Origin of the sequence: Holdemania sp. Marseille-P2844, from assembly GCF_900120005.1 — a bacterium.
GTDB lineage: Bacteria > Bacillota_I > Bacilli_A > Erysipelotrichales > Erysipelotrichaceae > Holdemania.
Window position 1 is genome coordinate 332,064 of record NZ_LT635453.1, and the last position, 15,267, is coordinate 347,330.

Here is a 15,267-nt window from a genome sequence, read left to right on the forward strand (position 1 = left end):
GTGAGGCAGAAGGCTTGTCAGAAACCAGGACTGGAACTATAATCTTCAACAGATAGATATTCAATGCATTGAATATTTAGAAATGGAGGATTTATGAGCGAGCAAGTCATGGAAATGATGTCGCTTTTGCGGCAGATTAATATGCGCCTGCATCATTGCCTGAAGGAACTGTACGAACCGTTGGGCCTGACTGGTCCGCAGGCGGTCGTGATGATCGAGCTGTTTAAAGAAGACGGTCAGCGGATCTGCGATCTGGCGGAGGCGGCCGGCATGACCGTCAGCAATATCTCCGCGATCTGTCAGCGGCTGGAACGCAACGGCTTTCTGCATCGCGTGCGTTCCCAACAGGATCAGCGCACGGTACGGATCTGTCTGTCAGAGAAATCACTGCAGCTGATCCGCGACTGCGATCATCAGATCGCGCTCCAAAGTGATCAGATTTCGCTGAAAATGACAGCGGAGGAATTGGATGAAATCAATTCAGGGTTACGCAAGTTAAACGAGTTCCTGGATCGGGAGGATTTATGAAAACAGAAAAACCAAAAAATAAGAAACCGTTAATTTACTATTATTTCGTGATGTTGATCGCGCTGATGGCGTTCAATTTGTTCGTGACGCCGATGATCCAGAACCAGCGGATCAAGGAAGTCGACTACAGCGATCTGATCGCTGCTCTGGATGAAAAACAGGTCGACGAGGTAGAAGTGGACAACCAGACCGGCAAGATCGCCTACACGATCAAGGACAACAGGAAAAATGTGTTCGTAACCGGCATTATGCCCAACGACACGACGCTGACAGAGCGGCTGGAACAGAGCGGCGCAAAGTACACCGCAGTCATTCCGCAGCAGAATTCCTTCTTAATGGATATGTTGATGTGGCTGGTGCCGATCATCGTCATTCTGGGCGTCGGTCAGCTGTTTTCCAAACAGCTGGCGAAGAAAATGGGCGCGAACACGATGACGTTTGGAAAATCCAGCGCGAAAATCTATGTGTCGGCGGAAACGGGCAAGACGTTTCAGGACGTCGCGGGGCAGGATGAAGCGAAGGAAGCGCTGAGCGAGATCGTCGACTTCCTGCACAACCCGGATAAATATAAGAAGCTGGGCGCAAAGATGCCGAAGGGCGCGCTGCTGGTCGGGCCGCCGGGCACCGGTAAGACGCTGCTGGCCAAGGCGGTGGCGGGCGAAGCGAACGTTCCGTTCTTCTCAATCTCCGGTTCGGAATTTGTGGAGATGTTTGTCGGCATGGGCGCCGCGCGGGTCCGCGATCTGTTTAAGCAGGCACAGGAAAAAGCGCCGTGCATCGTCTTCATCGACGAGATTGATACGATTGGCAAAAAGCGCGACAGCGCCAACGGCATGGGCGGCAATGATGAGCGCGAACAGACATTGAATCAGCTGTTAGCGGAAATGGACGGCTTCGATGGAAGCAAGGGCGTCGTCATCCTGGCGGCGACCAACCGGCCGGAAACGCTGGATAAAGCACTGTTGAGACCGGGGCGGTTCGACCGGCGGATTCCTGTCGAACTTCCGGACTTAAAGGGCCGCGAAGAAATCTTGAAAGTTCACGTCAAGGACATCGTCGTCGACAGTGACATCGACTACCGTACGATCGCCCTGGCAACCTCCGGCGCTTCCGGCGCAGAGCTGGCGAACATCGTCAACGAAGCAGCGTTAACGGCAGTGCGCAACGGACATTCCAAGGTCATGCAGCACGACTTTGACGAAGCGGTCGACACGGTGATCGCCGGGAAGGAACGCAAAGGAGCGGTTATTTCCGAAAAGGAAAAACGGATTATCGCCTATCATGAAATTGGTCACGCCCTGGTGGCCGCGGTGTCGAAGAATTCCGCGCCTGTGCATAAGATTACGATTATCCCGCATACCAATGGAGCGCTGGGGTATACGATGCAGGTGGCGGAGCAGGAAAGCGTCTTAATGAGCAAGGATGAGATTCTGGACAAGATCCGCACGCTGACCGGCGGCCGGGCGGCGGAAGAATTCATGTTCAATATCTGCACCTCCGGCGCATCCAACGATATCGAACAGGCGACCCGGCTGGCGCGGGCGATGGTGGCCCAGCTGGGCATGAGCGATCAGTTCGGCATGACGGCGCTGGAAACGGTGAACAACCGGTATCTGAGCGGCGACGCATCGCTGGTCTGTTCGAATGAAACGGCAACCTTGATCGACAAGGAAGTCATGGCGATCATCAAGAACGCGCATGTTGAAGCCCGGAAGATTCTTGAGGACAACGCGCAGCTGCTGCATGAGGAAGCGGAATATCTGCTTCAGAAGGAAACGATTACCGGGGAGGAATTCATGGAAATCTTCAGCCGGCATCAACAGCTGAAGGCGCTGCCGCAGCCGAGCGCGGAATAAAGAAAAGAAAGATTGAACCTGACGCATCATGGCATGCCGGGGGTTCAATCTTTTTTGTATAAGCTATTTACCGCCTGAATAAATATAAAATTTATTCAGGCTTTAGTTGAATTCGCATGATAAAATTGCGTACAAGGAATATTGATATTCAGAAGATACCTGTTCTTATTTTTCTATAATAATTTCAAAACCTGATGGGCAAATTTTCAGGTTGGCCAGTTTGTCTTTCTAAGGAATAACAAGTTTTAGAAGAGTGGAAGTTGAATGTCAAGTTTGGCAGACTTCAGCTCTCTTTTCAAAAATCACGCCTGATCTTTTCGGTTGATCTCCTGCTAAAAACCCGGGAATGGCACAACTCAACCACCCGTCGGTCGATGTTTTTCAACTTCTGTTATAGAATAACGGCAGGAGGAGGAAGTTATGTTTGAATTAGATAAGCAACAATTCGGGGCGTTCGTTGCCGATCAGCGAAGACAGAAACAAATGACGCAAAAAGAGCTGGCACAGAAGCTCATGATTTCAGATAAAGCGGTCAGTAAATGGGAACGCGGTTTGAATATGCCGGATATCACACTGTTAGTGCCGCTGGCTCAGGCGCTCGATGTGAGCGTGGCGGAGCTGCTGGAATGCCGGAGAATTCCCCAATCGGAACCGATGAGCGCCAATCAGGTCGACAAGCTTGTAACAAAAGCAATAACGATGGGCGAGGAAGATCCGCAGCCGCGGAAGCAACGCCGTCAGAAAAACGGTTTGCTTCTCCTGCTTTGTCTTGCGGTTTCCGCGGGAGAAATAGGGATGCTGCTGCACTTTCATCTGGTTTCTTCCAGGATGTTCAATGATTTATTACTCGTGGAGCTGCTCAGCGTGATCTTTGGCCTCTATTTTTGTCTGTTCGCGCGGGAAAAACTGCCCGCCTATTATGATGAGAATAAAATCAGCAGTTACAGCAACGGCGTTTTCCGAATGAATCTCGTTGGAATTTACTTTAATAATCGCAACTGGCTGCCGATCATGAATGCCGGCCGCAACTGGGCGCTGGGTTCACTGGTGCTGATGCCGGTGGTATATGAGTTTCTGATGCTTCTTTTCAATGGTGATCCTTGGCCTGTGAAGATCGTTCTGCTTCTGATCTATCTTGGAGGATTGTTCATCCCGATGATCTACGTGGGAAGGAAATATGAATAAAAAGCTTTTATGATTCGTCAGCGATGCAGTTGCCGATATTGCTTCCGGTTTGTTTCTGGTCTGAGGAAAAGTGTTATAAAAAGCGATGGCGCTCACAAATCGGATATCCAATACGCAAAGGGGCAGGAAACGAAATTTTGAACCGTTCTATTCCTGCCCGCTTGCTATGGCTGATCGGCATATGAAAATAAAAAACTCCCGACGATGAAGTCCGCCAGAAAGCGGTCGATTCCCCAAGAAGGAATCATTTTAAAGCCGGGAGTTTTTATCACCTGATCCTGAATTTCAAAGGATTGCCGGAATTTACCAAACGAAGAAGCTTAAAGTCTTTTAACAGTGAACTCAGAACGCCACTTCTTTCTTGATAATCTGCGAAGTCATGCGGTAGAAAATCAGATAGAAGATCGTGAAGATCACAGCGCATACGCTGACGCAGGCATAGGTGAAGATCGGATTTGTCAGTTTCAGCGCCACTAACAGCGTCTGCATCAGCGGCGTCGCGAAGCTGGTGTGAATCAAAGCGGTAATCAGCGGCAGGAAGAAGACGAGCATGACCTGACGGTTGATCGTTGCGGATACCTCCTGTTCGTCCATGCCGACTTTCTGCAGGAGGATATACTGTTCACGATCGTCCATCGCCTCCGAGATCTGCTTGAAATAAATGATCAGCACGGTCGCCGTTAAAAACAGAGCGGAGAAGAACACGCCGACAAATAACAGTCCTCCATACATGCTTTTGAATTCCTGCCGGTCGTAGTCAAGACAGGTGGCAAATTGAATCGGAACGCCTGATCCGCGGACACGTTGGTTCAACGCCTCGTAAAACGCCGTGCGGTTTTCCAATGTGCCGCTGTAATTCACGCCGATCCGTGTGCTGGTTTCCCATTTCCCTTCCTGCAGATAATCCTGAACCGGCAGCATCGCCGCTTCATCCGCGAAGACCAGGAATAACAGCTCGCTGGAATCCGATGAATTCGTGCCGCCGCCGTTGTTGTATTTGCGCTGAGTGAACGGCGTGCTGCGCTGGATATCGCGGACCGCATAGGTTTTTCCATTAATCGTTAATGCTGAAAGATGAATCTGATCGTTGCCCGTCAGGATCAGAAGCTCATCATTTTGCAGCGCCGCAATCTGACCGGTAATCCGCTGGTAGGTATCGCTCTGAATCAGAAAGATATCGTAGCCATAGTCGATCACCGCACTGCGGAAACCGACGAGATAGTCGTTGTCGGTAAATGTTCCCAACGTAGAACCAATAAGTTTGGAATACGCTTCGCCATAGCTGTAAATCTGGACATCCTCCAGTGTGACATGATGCGTTTCGGCCAGCTCGGCCGCAGCCGCGGTGATTTCATCCCGCTGAGAAGAAGTCAGTTCCTCGCTGAGCGTGTAGGTCAGATCATCCGGATTGGATTCTGATAACGCATTATCCTCGCCGAAAAACAAAGCTGCGCAGCCGCCCATCGTCACTAACAACATCGTGCTGAGGATGCAGATCGTCGTCAGGCTGGAAGCATTCCGGCGGATCCGGTGGGAAAGCATCGACACCGCGACGAAGTTGTCAGGCTTGTAATAAAACGTTTTCCGCTTTTTCAGCCAGCGCAGAAAGAATGTCGTGCCGGATTCAAAGAGAATGGAGGTCGCGAAGATGACAAGCATGCAATCGAAGAAAAAGACCATCAACGCGGTAAACATATTGTTGGTGAACAAGGCGACGGCATAGGCCACGATCAGGCAGATCAGGCCGAACACCGTCTTAACGGCAAGAAAACGCACCGGTTTATCCGCCTGTTTTTCGCTGTGAAGCAGCTCGATCGGATTGAGCCGATGAATCTGAAACAGTGAAACGGCGGTGGTCGCCAGAAACAAGCCGATAAAAACAGCGGCCGTCCAGCCCAGCGCAGTCCAGGAAAAGGCGTAGGGCAGGCCGTTGGGACTGTTGAGTATCCTTAACAGGATCATCCAGATCAGGCGTCCGCCGACCAGTCCCAAAAGGAGTCCCAATCCCAAGGAAGCAAGTGTTTGAATCCAGTTTTCCCAACATAAAATCAAAGAGATGTGTTTCTTTTCCATGCCCAGAATCGTATATAAGCCCAATTCCTTTTTCCGCTTTTTTAAAAGCATCTGATGGATCGAGATCATAAACAGAATCGCAAAGGTTGTGATGACGAACACGCCCAGCTGGAAAATAAAGGCCAGCGTCGCGCCGCCGCGGATTTCCGGCACATGCGGATTAAACATCATCGTCATGATCAGAAAATGCAGAAACACCGTGACGGTACTGGCGATGAAAAACGGCAGCGTCACATTTTGACCGCGTTTCAGATTGTCGCAGGCCAGACGGAAAGCATAGCGGATCATAAGCTCTCCCCATCCTGCCGCGTCGCCATGGACAACGACGCGGTAATCCGGTCGTAGAAGACTTGCTGAGACTGATCGCCGCGGCATAATTCTGCGAACAGCCTGCCGTCGCGGATAAACAACACCCGCCGGGCATGGCTGGCTGCCAGCGAGCTGTGCGTCACCATCAAGAGCGTCTGTCCCTGCTGGTTCAGCTGATCAAAAATGTCAAGCAGCTGTTGAGATGACCGCGAGTCCAGCGCCCCGGTCGGCTCGTCGGCCAGAATTAAGCGCGGTTCGGTAATGACCGCCCGTGCTACTGCAGTCCGTTGCTTTTCACCGCCGGAAATCTCGACCGGGAAATGTTCCAGCAGCGGTTCAATGCCCAGACTGGCAACGACCGGTTTTAACCGTCGTTCCATTTCCGCTAACGGCGTGCGGCTGAGCACCAGCGGAAGCAGGATGTTGTCGCGGACAGTGAAGGTGTCCAGTAAATTGAAATCCTGGAAGACGAAGCCCAGCTTTTCCCGCCGGAAGGCCGCCAGATCCTTTCCTTTGATCTGTTTCATGGATTGACCTTCCAGATAGACTTCACCGCTGGTCGGCGTATCCAAAGTCGCCAGAATATTAAGCAAGGTCGATTTGCCCGATCCCGACGCGCCCATGATCGCGACGAATTCCCCGGCTTCTATGGAGAAGCTGACTCCGGCCAGCGCGCGGCACGGTTTGCCTCCGGCGCGGGTGTTGTATACTTTTTGAATGTTCTCTGCTCGCAGCAGTTCCATTTTGCATCCCTCATTTCTTTCATCTGATCCCATTTTATCGCAGCGCTGAAATTCGCTCCATCGACTTGACGAACAATTTCCCGGGCAATCGAACATTTCTGTCACGATGCGCAAAGGAAGGAATCAGCGATAGAAAAACAGATCGGGAGAGGGGAAGATCAGATGAACCTGCGTACCTTTCTCTTTTTCGGATTCAAGATGCAGCTTGATATTGAGCGAATCGGCGGTTTTCCGGCAGAGATAAAGCCCGATCCCGCTGGCCTTGAAGTCATGGTGGCCATTATAGCCGGTATAGCCCCGCTCAAACAACCGTGCCTGATCCGCGGCGGCGATGCCCCGACCGGTATCGGCGATGATTAAATGCGGTGTCGGATCACAGCGAAACGTGACGCTGATCATGCCGGCGTCAGTGTATTTTAAGGCATTGGACAACAGCTGTTCCAGAATGAAGCCCAGCCATTTCCGGTCGGTAATAACAGGTTGATGAAACGGCGTGAAGTTCAGCTGCAGCTTTTTCAGGATGAACGGCAGCGCCTGCTTGCGGATCACTTCCTGGCACAGCTCGCCCAGATCACACGGCTCTAAAATCAGATCCTCTTTCAGATTCTCAATCTGAATCGCCTTGAGCGCGGTCTGTGCATACTGTTCCGTTCGCATCAGCGCGAGCTTCATTTCGTTGAGATGACTGGCGGAAATGGTGTCTTCCGGCTCGAGACTTTCAAGAATCAGGCTCAGTGAAGCCAGCGGCAGTTTAATTTGATGCATCCACATCGTGACCAGCTCTTCCCGCTGTTTTTGTGCGGCGTTTTGCTTTTCCTTTTCTTCCGTCAGGATGACGCGCTGCTTCAGGATCAGCTGTTGATAGCGCAGCTCCAGCGGATCACGCGTTTCCGGCATTTCTTTTTCCAGACTGATCCACGCCTCTTCCAACGCTTCCAGCTGCCGCTGCCGACGTTGATAACGACGATAATCCAGCGCGGAAATCAAGGTCAGCAGCGTCAGGACGATCAGGGCGGTGTAGCCGATCGAATCCAGCGGATACCAGTAGAGATATTGCAGGAAGGCGTAGATCGCCAGCACGATCCCTGTCCACAGAAAAAGAAACGAGCGATGACGCAGATAGCTTTTAAGCATGAAGCAAATACCCCAGTCCTTTGCGTGTTTCGATGCAGTCGTCGATGCCCAGCTGTTCCATTTTTCTGCGCAGCCGGTTGACGTTGACGGTCAGCGTGTTCTCATCGACGAAGCAGTCGTTGTTCCATAGCTTCAACATGATCTTTTCCCGGGATACGACTTTATTTTTATTTTCCAGAAGCAGCTGCAGGATTTTAAACTCATTCTTGGTCAGCTCGCATTGCCGGCCGTCTTTGCTTAAGGAAGCGTCGGCGAGATTGAAGACGGCGCCCTGAAACTCCATCAGCGTTCCCGAAGGCTCGTAGCTGTAAGCCCGGCGCAGCAGCGCCTGAATCCGGGCGACCAGAATTTCCATGGAAAACGGCTTGGTCAGATAATCGTCGCCGCCCTGATTCAACGCCATGATGATATCCATGTTTTCATTATGTGAGGACAGAAAAAGAATCGGTACCTTGGATAGTTTGCGGATTTCCGCACACCAGGCATGACCACTTTTCCCCGGCAGCGAGACGTCCATGATGATCAGCTGCGGCTGCACGCTTAAAAAATCCTTGTCCAGCTGATCAAAATCTGTCGCCGCTTCGCAAGGATAGCCCCATTTAGTTAAATTCTCCGAGATCAGCCGGGCCAGGCTGGCGTCATCCTCAATAATCCAGATCTTATTCATATCAGGCCCTCCTTCATCTTCCTTATTATAATTGAAAAAAGGCGGGAATTGGAGATTGTGACAAAAATGATCGGTTGCGCTTGTTTGATCAGGCGTCGTTAAAATCAGCTTCAGTCTCGGGGGCCGAGATCAACGCCGGCGGCGCTTTCAACCGAGTCCAGCTGATTCCGATCAAAATCCACGGGCAAAATTAGAAATGAGCGTTCTCTGTCAAAGATAAACCACTGGGTCATCGGACGGTTGACGACATATTTCAGATCCGGCGCGAAGGGGGAGATTTTCAAGTCCCAAAACTGATATTCTCTGTTCAAAAAATAATGACGCGGGCATCATGTTCCTGTTTTCCAGCTTGATTTCCAACTCACCAACCTGTAAAAAACCGTTAAACTGATGAAACTGATCGACATTTCCTTGTAGATGAAGATCCATGAATTCTGATGGACATGCGCCGACGCAGCGCATGGACAGTGTCTGATCGACGCAGCGCGGCCGGATGATCGAAAAGGTCTGAATGGCGAGAATACCGACGATCATCAAGCTTGCAATTCCAATCGCGGTCAGGATCCGGAACCAACGGCGGGGTTGTTTTTTCATAAAAGGGACTCCATTCTGAATTAAAGAGAAAGAAAACACGAGAATTTAAGATCAGGTCTGTCCGGCAGAACAGATAAGCAACAGTCTGTGATTTCAGCCTGCGCGGCAAATCCGGGATAATTTCGTACTTTATAACGAGATTTCGGGATCGACTCTTTCTTTAATGCTTAATTCTAGTTTATAATAAAAAGATAGAGAAAGAAAGCGGATGGCGGACAGGGATGAGGGAGAACAGAATGAATCAGGAAAAAACGAATGAAAAACGACTGCGGATTCTGAAGTCGGCTGCGAACTTGATCGCTCAAAAAGGCTACTACGGCGTCGGCCTGAAAGAGATTCTGGATACCTGCGGCATCCCCAAAGGATCGTTCTATTATTTCTTCCCCGGCGGCAAGAATCAGCTGGGCGTTGAAGTGCTCAATTATGCCTATGAGCGCATGGAACAGGGCATTCTGGCCTTGATCTTCCCGGTATCGGACAACGCGGTGGACGTGTTTGTCAAGATGGCGCATCACATTGCGGATATGCTGGAAAATCACAAGGGATACGCGACGTCGCTGGTCATCACGTTCATCGGCATCGAAGCTTCCGATATCAGCGCCGACATGGAGGAAGCCGCGAAACAGGTCTATCAGCGCTGGATTCGCTTATACTGCGATAAGCTGATGGCTTGCGGATACAGTCTGGAACGGGCCGGACACATCGCCCCGCAGATCTGCGCGCTGATCCACGGGATGACGCTTTCCTGCTGGATCCGCAAAGACACCTCAGATCTGTTGGCGCTGGAACCGGCGATCCGCGCCCTGCTTCAATGAGAACTATTCTCAATGAGGAAGGGAAACGACAGCGAAAAAATAAAGCTCCGCTTTTAAATCCCCCTTGGGTCAGATTTTTGACTGGGAAAGTATTTTGGGCGGAGTTTTTTTGTGGAAACAAAATGGGAGGCAGCCGGAAAAAGCGGAAAAGAAGACATGAAAAGTTCCCTGAACAGAAGGGAATTCAGGGAACTGCAATGGGATAAATCAAAGCGATCACGCTGCGGGGGTCTGCCGTTCCTGTTCAAGAAACGCCAAGAGTGAAGGCAGCATGCTTTCGTTTACGGTAAAGAAGAAGGCCATATACCGACATTTCTGAAACAATTCGCCATCCATTGTGAACGTGTAGCCCGTCTGGCAGCGGGGGTTGCAGTCGTCTGGATTGATCAACCGCTTACAAACCGAGGCTTTGCGGATCGCTTTTTTCATCGCTTCCGGCAGCGTGCTTAAAAACGCTTCATACCGGGATATGCTTTCCGGATACAGGCGCAGCTTGACGCCACTTTTCCGGCAGACGAAGTTGGCCAGCGTTTTGCGGTCCGGCTTCAGGTAGCTGACGGTGTATCCGCTTTTGGCTTCCTTGATCTCCGCCTGACAGCCCTGATTTAACAAAGCCTCATGCAAAGTCTGAACTCCCGCTTGTTCCGCAGGCTTCAGACTCTGCTTAAAATCGTCAAAGGCGGCGCTCATTGCGCGTTGCCGGATTGAGCGCATACCACGGGAATCCACACTTCAAAGCGGGCCTGGGATGGATCGGGTTCCAGATAAACCTCGATGTCCGGGCCGTTATCGTATTCATACCCGGAGGTCGGCAGCCATTCCGTGACGATTCTTCGTTCCAGATCCTGAATCGCCTGCGGACAAACCCCTTCCCCGGAGAAGATCGCCCACGTAAACGCCGGCACGACATACTCTTCTAACGGCGCTTCCGCCGGCAGATCGGTCGCCACGGAGATAAAGTATTTCCAGTTTTCATGCTCAAAGCAGGCGCTGACGCCCAAGATCCCCATCGGCTGAGCGTTCATCATCGCCGCCAGTTTTCCGATCCAGCATTCCTCTGCCGCCCGGCCCCACAGCTGCGGGACGACGCTGAAATTTTCCTCGGTGTTGCTTTTCATCGGGGCGGATAAGCCCACGATCCGAAACGCTTCTTTCTTTTCAATCCGATAATTCATTTCTTCCACTCCTTTGACAGTGATCCGGAAACTGATCGGCGGGAAAGTTTTGATGGAGCAGCCCGGCTTGCGGACGGCTGAAGGGGCAAGGCCATGCACGCTTTGGAATGCCCGATTGAAGGCGGTCGGCGAAGTATAGCCGTATTTCAGGGCAAGGTCGATGACCTTGATTTCACTCTGCTGCAGCTCGACCGCGGCAATCGACATCCGCCGCCGGCGCAGATATTCGGAAAGCGGAATGCCTGCGATGTAAGTGAACATGCGCTGATAGTGATAGCTGGAACAACAGGCGATCCGCGCAAGCTCCTCGAGCCTGATTTCTTCCGTTAAATGTTCCTCGATGTAATTCAGCGAGGCGTTGAGGCGGTCAATCCATTCCATAGTTTCCAGATCCTTTCTGTATTTTTGATTGTACTTCATGCTTGGGAGAATATCCTCGCATTTTAAGACCGGAAAAAGCGAGCTGTCAGAGGTTGATCGCGGCTTTGCGGGCCTGGCGGGTGAGTTCCTTGACCGGCAGCGTATAGAGCCGGCCATCCTTGATGAAATGCGTTCCGCATTGGCGGAATTCAAAGTGCGTATGCTGGCGTTCGCACTGGGCGCGCAAATCCAGAATCCAGGCGTAGTCTAACGGGCGGGCGCAGCGGTCCGATTCCCCGCCGGCGACAACCAGTTCGATCGTTTCATCACGCAGCCATTTTTCCAGATCCATCGCTTCCAGCATCGGCTGGCAGATAATATTCTTATGGGCGATCGGCAGCGTGGCCAACAGCGCTAACCGTTCATCCGCGCGGCGCTGATTCTCAACGGTACAGCCGATCGTCACATGGGGATAGCCCGCACCCCAGTCGTCCGGCAGACCGATGGAAAACCGTTCGATGCGCTTGGTCAGAAACAGAAAATGAAGATCCGGACGCTGACGGATGATCTGCCAGGCCTCCGCGCGCCACGGATCGGCGTCTTCGACAAAGAAGTCGGAGGAGAAGCAGACGTAGACGATCTGTCCGCCTTTCATTTTCCATTCACCGTTGGCTTTCTTTTCCAGCGGCGCGTAAAAATGCTCGCTGCGTACGACTTGGTTCGTATCGACGCCGCGGCGGGCGTCGCCTTTGTGGATATAACAATAGCGGCAGCCTTCACTTTGACGGTGACAGCCGCGCCAGGGTGTCCAGAATGCCATGATTTTCCCTCCGTGATTCTGCGGCTGACGGCCGATTGCCGGAACCTCCTAAGATTTGCGCCGAATCGTTCAATTTAAAATAAGAATCCGATTCGTTATGTTTCTCTTTCATTATGCGAAAGGAACGCGGGAAAGTAAACCGGGAAATTCAGGTTTTTCCGACGGAAAAGGGAAGGTGTGTTCCGATTGAAAGTGAGACTGAGCTGCGGCGCAGCGCATCCGGAAGCGTATTTTCTCCGCTTTGACTCCGGTGAGAAAAGGGGGTTAACCGTTGCCGGCTGGAGGGGTATTTCCACAGGATAAGGGTTGATCAGGACAAGCCGAAAATAAAACAAAGGTCTGCCGCAGGGGACAGACCTTTTTCAATCCTGGATGTTGTGGCATTACAGCGAGCAAACCTTCATGAATCATTGGTGTTGATGCGCTGCAATGGGACGTTTATTCGCCCAGGCTGTTGACCGCGCTGATGCCGGCCAGACGTCCGGACGTATAAGCCCAACCCTGAGCTGCGCCGCCATAGGTGACGTATTCACGCTGTTCTGAGAACAGAACGCCCAGAGAATCCGTGCCGACCGCGTACAGGCCGTTGATCGGCGTCGCATTGTCGGAGCCTAAGACCTGCATGTCAGTGTTGACGTCCAAGCCGCCGACCGTGGAGTAAATGTAGGAAGCGCCGACAAAGGCGTAATATGGGCCTTCTTCGCCGATCTTCATCGTTAAGAAGTCCGCGGCCTTGCCGAATTCCTCATCCTTGCCTGCTTCCACCGCGGCATTGTAGCGGTCGACATTGTCTTTTAAGACCGCCGGGTCGATCTTCAGCTGCTTTGCCAGATCTTCCAGCGTATCGGCTTTATAAGCGATGCTCTTTTTCACGCACAGGTCGATCAGCTCGTCCACCGGCAGCGGTTTGCCTGCGTCGATGCCGCCCTGGCAGGTCAGATCGTCGTTGAAGCTGACCGGCAGACCGTTCTTTTCAACGTCGCGGAAGAAGTCGTCCGACCAGATCGTGTAGTAGCGTGGACCGGATTTCCAGGTCTGGAAGGTGCCCGCTTCGTTGGAGAAACGTTCGCCCTTCATGTTGACCTGCAGCGCGTAAGCGGCGCTGGCCAGCGCATTCGGGAAATCATTGAGTGAGTTGCGGCGCGGCAGCTGTGTCCAGAAGCCCACGTCGTTTTCATCGCCGACGACCTCAACCGGATATTCGTGCAGCGTGATCGGCGCGCCCTGCAAGTGAACCATCGGCGGCATCCCGATATTGTAGGTACCGGCGCCCAGATCCAGCGCGGAACTGATCATCGTGCCGTCGTTCTGCTGCATGCCGTACATCAGCCAGCTGCCCTGCAGCGGGTAATACTGGTTGGACAGGTATTTTTCCTGCAGCGCGGCGTTGTTGGAGAAACCGCCCGTGCCGATGATGACTTTCTTGGCGTTGATGGTGTACTGCTTGCCATCGTAACGTTCCGCCTTGACGCCGGTTACGGTGTTGGTGTCCTTGTCATAAATCAATTCCTTGGCTTCGACTTCCAGCAGATACTGGCCGCCAACCTTTTCATAGTCGGCGATCATGCTGTCAAACATTTCGCCGGTTTCTTTCTTCCAGTTGCCGTAACCCTGGCCGGTATACTGGAATTTGACGTACCAGATATCCTCGTCGGTGAAACCGCGCTGCGGTCCGCCGTATTGATAGCCTTCGCCCTCCGGGGAACCCTTGCCGTAATCAAAGCCGTGGCTGATCAGCCAGTCGACCGTCTTGCCGGATTCGTCGAAGAACAGATCCAGAAGATCCTGCTTCGCGTCGCCCTTGGTAAAGTTGTTCCAGTCTTCCTTCATCGCTTTGGCGTCGACATAATCCTTGCCGCCGTGGTAGGTCTTGTCGTATTCCGGGGCGTTGATGCCCATCGTGTCCGCGGTGATGCAGGAGGTGCCGCCGTATTTGCCGGCTTTGTCAATCGCCAGAACGCTGACCTTGGAGGCGTCGTTGCCATTGGCTGCGTACTGAGTTTCAGCCGCGCTCATCGCCGCCGCTGTGCCAGAGCCGCCCAGGCCGACGACTAAGACGTCGACGTCGATCGTTTCCTGCTCTGTGGATTTGGCTGGCGTCTTATAGAAATTCTTGATCGCCGCTGCCTCGGAACCACCTTCGGCCAACGCCTGGGCAACGGCTTTTTCCGTGGCCTGCTTGATGCCGGTGCTGGAACCGGTGCAGCCGGAGATCGAATCGACGGTGACTGACTGATTTTCCAGAATCCGCGGAATCAGTTTTTCCTTCGCCGCTTCCAAAAACGGATAGGTGTCGCCGTTGTCCAGCACTTCAATGTTTTCAATCTTGTCTTCGCTGACCGTGACCGCGACTTCCATTTCCTTCAACAAAGAGAAACCGCTGGCGGTGACGGTGTAGGTGCCGGCCTTCATCTTGGCGGCCGGAATTTCCGCGCTTGTGCCGTTGTATTCGTCGATCGCTTCCTGCACCGCGGTTTTAATTGCGCTGGAAGTGATGGTTGCGCCTGCGACGCCGTCCACGTCCGCGCTGCCTGCCTCGGCGATTTTCGCCGGCAGTTCCTGGATCGCCTGACCGCCGATCGTTGGTGTTTCCTCGTCGCCGGCCGCCTCCACGCTGGTCAGCTTGCCGTCTTTGTCAAAGTTCACGGTGACGGTGACGTCGCCGCCGAAACCTTTGGCTGTTTTTGTGATCGTCGCTTCGCCTTTTGAACTACCGCTTCCCTGGGCCGGTTCGTTCTTCGTCCCGCAGGCCGCGGTGGTCATCATCAGGCCCGCAAGCAGAAGCGCCGTCAGCTTTTTACTGCTTTTCATCATTATTTCCTCTCTTTCTTCCTCTGCGGTTAACAAAAACTTCCGCAGATTTCGTCTGTATTCTATCATGAGAAAGAATTATCAAGGATTAAGTGAAGATTAATTTTTTGATTTTTAGTTCTAATACTGAACTGTAAATGGTTATGAATTCAGATCACGCGCACGGGCCCGCCGCTTTCCAATTCATCCCTCAGGCA

General features: G+C 52.3%; 13 protein-coding genes. 4 read left to right on the top strand and 9 right to left on the bottom strand.

The features are described 5' to 3' along the window. Positions 1 to 93: 93 nt before the first annotated feature. The 3 genes from BQ7364_RS14190 to BQ7364_RS14200 all read left to right on the top strand — a co-directional run bounded on the left by BQ7364_RS14190 (position 94) and on the right by BQ7364_RS14200 (position 3,569). A complete protein-coding gene (locus BQ7364_RS14190) occupies positions 94 to 528 on the top strand; it encodes a MarR family winged helix-turn-helix transcriptional regulator (RefSeq protein WP_072685314.1) in 435 nt (144 codons plus the stop codon). Then, entirely contained in the window at positions 525 to 2,384 is a 1,860-nt protein-coding gene (ftsH, locus tag BQ7364_RS14195; protein WP_072685315.1) for an ATP-dependent zinc metalloprotease FtsH, read from the top strand. Before BQ7364_RS14190 ends, ftsH begins: the two co-directional genes overlap by 4 nt. 420 nt (positions 2,385 to 2,804) lie before the next feature. Then, the gene (locus BQ7364_RS14200; RefSeq protein ID WP_072685316.1) at positions 2,805 to 3,569 is read left to right on the top strand and encodes a helix-turn-helix domain-containing protein; all 765 of its coding nucleotides are present in this window, start codon (positions 2,805 to 2,807) and stop codon (positions 3,567 to 3,569) included. Positions 3,570 to 3,911: 342 nt separating this feature from the next. Here the strand turns inward: BQ7364_RS14200 and BQ7364_RS14205 are convergent, their stop codons facing one another. The 5 genes from BQ7364_RS14205 to BQ7364_RS14225 all read right to left on the bottom strand — a co-directional run bounded on the left by BQ7364_RS14205 (position 3,912) and on the right by BQ7364_RS14225 (position 9,089). Further along, positions 3,912 to 5,930 (bottom strand): FtsX-like permease family protein, encoded by a 2,019-nt coding sequence (locus tag BQ7364_RS14205; RefSeq protein WP_072685317.1) that lies wholly within the window; start codon positions 5,928 to 5,930, stop codon positions 3,912 to 3,914. After that, a complete protein-coding gene (locus BQ7364_RS14210; protein WP_072685318.1) occupies positions 5,927 to 6,694 on the bottom strand; it encodes an ABC transporter ATP-binding protein in 768 nt (255 codons plus the stop codon). The genes BQ7364_RS14205 and BQ7364_RS14210 overlap by 4 nt, the downstream gene beginning before the upstream one ends. A gap of 123 nt (positions 6,695 to 6,817) precedes the next feature. Continuing rightward, positions 6,818 to 7,828: a sensor histidine kinase gene (locus BQ7364_RS14215; RefSeq protein ID WP_072685319.1), complete on the bottom strand. Its 1,011-nt coding sequence runs from the start codon at positions 7,826 to 7,828 to the stop codon at positions 6,818 to 6,820. After that, positions 7,821 to 8,495 (bottom strand): response regulator transcription factor, encoded by a 675-nt coding sequence (locus BQ7364_RS14220; protein WP_072685320.1) that lies wholly within the window; start codon positions 8,493 to 8,495, stop codon positions 7,821 to 7,823. Before BQ7364_RS14220 ends, BQ7364_RS14215 begins: the two co-directional genes overlap by 8 nt. Before the next feature lie 210 nt (positions 8,496 to 8,705). Further along, positions 8,706 to 9,089 (bottom strand): hypothetical protein, encoded by a 384-nt coding sequence (locus tag BQ7364_RS14225; RefSeq protein WP_072685321.1) that lies wholly within the window; start codon positions 9,087 to 9,089, stop codon positions 8,706 to 8,708. Positions 9,090 to 9,325: 236 nt separating this feature from the next. Here BQ7364_RS14225 and BQ7364_RS14230 point away from each other — a divergent pair, with 236 nt between their 5' ends. Continuing rightward, complete coding sequence (locus BQ7364_RS14230; protein ID WP_072685322.1) at positions 9,326 to 9,904, top strand: TetR/AcrR family transcriptional regulator; 579 nt, start codon at positions 9,326 to 9,328, stop codon at positions 9,902 to 9,904. Positions 9,905 to 10,120: 216 nt separating this feature from the next. Here the strand turns inward: BQ7364_RS14230 and BQ7364_RS14235 are convergent, their stop codons facing one another. From BQ7364_RS14235 to BQ7364_RS14250, 4 genes are all read right to left on the bottom strand, one after another. Then, on the bottom strand, positions 10,121 to 10,618 hold the full coding sequence (locus BQ7364_RS14235) for a hypothetical protein (RefSeq protein ID WP_229100726.1): 498 nt from the start codon (positions 10,616 to 10,618) through the stop codon (positions 10,121 to 10,123). Further along, the gene (locus BQ7364_RS14240; protein ID WP_229100727.1) at positions 10,591 to 11,499 is read right to left on the bottom strand and encodes an AraC family transcriptional regulator; all 909 of its coding nucleotides are present in this window, start codon (positions 11,497 to 11,499) and stop codon (positions 10,591 to 10,593) included. Before BQ7364_RS14240 ends, BQ7364_RS14235 begins: the two co-directional genes overlap by 28 nt. Before the next feature lie 46 nt (positions 11,500 to 11,545). After that, positions 11,546 to 12,259, bottom strand: coding sequence for a DUF5131 family protein (locus tag BQ7364_RS14245; RefSeq protein ID WP_072685324.1), 714 nt, complete (start codon positions 12,257 to 12,259; stop codon positions 11,546 to 11,548). 438 nt (positions 12,260 to 12,697) lie between these two features. Beyond that, positions 12,698 to 15,070 (bottom strand): FMN-binding protein, encoded by a 2,373-nt coding sequence (locus tag BQ7364_RS14250; RefSeq protein ID WP_072685428.1) that lies wholly within the window; start codon positions 15,068 to 15,070, stop codon positions 12,698 to 12,700. Positions 15,071 to 15,267: the final 197 nt, after the last annotated feature.

What these genes read in the sequence shown, in the direction of transcription:
- BQ7364_RS14190 (WP_072685314.1), top strand. Translation starts at nt 94, where the DNA reads ATGAGCGAGCAAGTCATGGAAATGATGTCGCTTTTGCGGCAGATTAAT.
- ftsH (WP_072685315.1), top strand. Translation starts at nt 525, where the DNA reads ATGAAAACAGAAAAACCAAAAAATAAGAAACCGTTAATTTACTATTAT.
- BQ7364_RS14200 (WP_072685316.1), top strand. Translation starts at nt 2,805, where the DNA reads ATGTTTGAATTAGATAAGCAACAATTCGGGGCGTTCGTTGCCGATCAG.
- BQ7364_RS14205 (WP_072685317.1), bottom strand. Translation starts at nt 5,930, where the DNA reads ATGATCCGCTATGCTTTCCGTCTGGCCTGCGACAATCTGAAACGCGGT.
- BQ7364_RS14210 (WP_072685318.1), bottom strand. Translation starts at nt 6,694, where the DNA reads ATGGAACTGCTGCGAGCAGAGAACATTCAAAAAGTATACAACACCCGC.
- BQ7364_RS14215 (WP_072685319.1), bottom strand. Translation starts at nt 7,828, where the DNA reads ATGCTTAAAAGCTATCTGCGTCATCGCTCGTTTCTTTTTCTGTGGACA.
- BQ7364_RS14220 (WP_072685320.1), bottom strand. Translation starts at nt 8,495, where the DNA reads ATGAATAAGATCTGGATTATTGAGGATGACGCCAGCCTGGCCCGGCTG.
- BQ7364_RS14225 (WP_072685321.1), bottom strand. Translation starts at nt 9,089, where the DNA reads ATGAAAAAACAACCCCGCCGTTGGTTCCGGATCCTGACCGCGATTGGA.
- BQ7364_RS14230 (WP_072685322.1), top strand. Translation starts at nt 9,326, where the DNA reads ATGAATCAGGAAAAAACGAATGAAAAACGACTGCGGATTCTGAAGTCG.
- BQ7364_RS14235 (WP_229100726.1), bottom strand. Translation starts at nt 10,618, where the DNA reads ATGCGCTCAATCCGGCAACGCGCAATGAGCGCCGCCTTTGACGATTTT.
- BQ7364_RS14240 (WP_229100727.1), bottom strand. Translation starts at nt 11,499, where the DNA reads ATGAAGTACAATCAAAAATACAGAAAGGATCTGGAAACTATGGAATGG.
- BQ7364_RS14245 (WP_072685324.1), bottom strand. Translation starts at nt 12,259, where the DNA reads ATGGCATTCTGGACACCCTGGCGCGGCTGTCACCGTCAAAGTGAAGGC.
- BQ7364_RS14250 (WP_072685428.1), bottom strand. Translation starts at nt 15,070, where the DNA reads ATGAAAAGCAGTAAAAAGCTGACGGCGCTTCTGCTTGCGGGCCTGATG.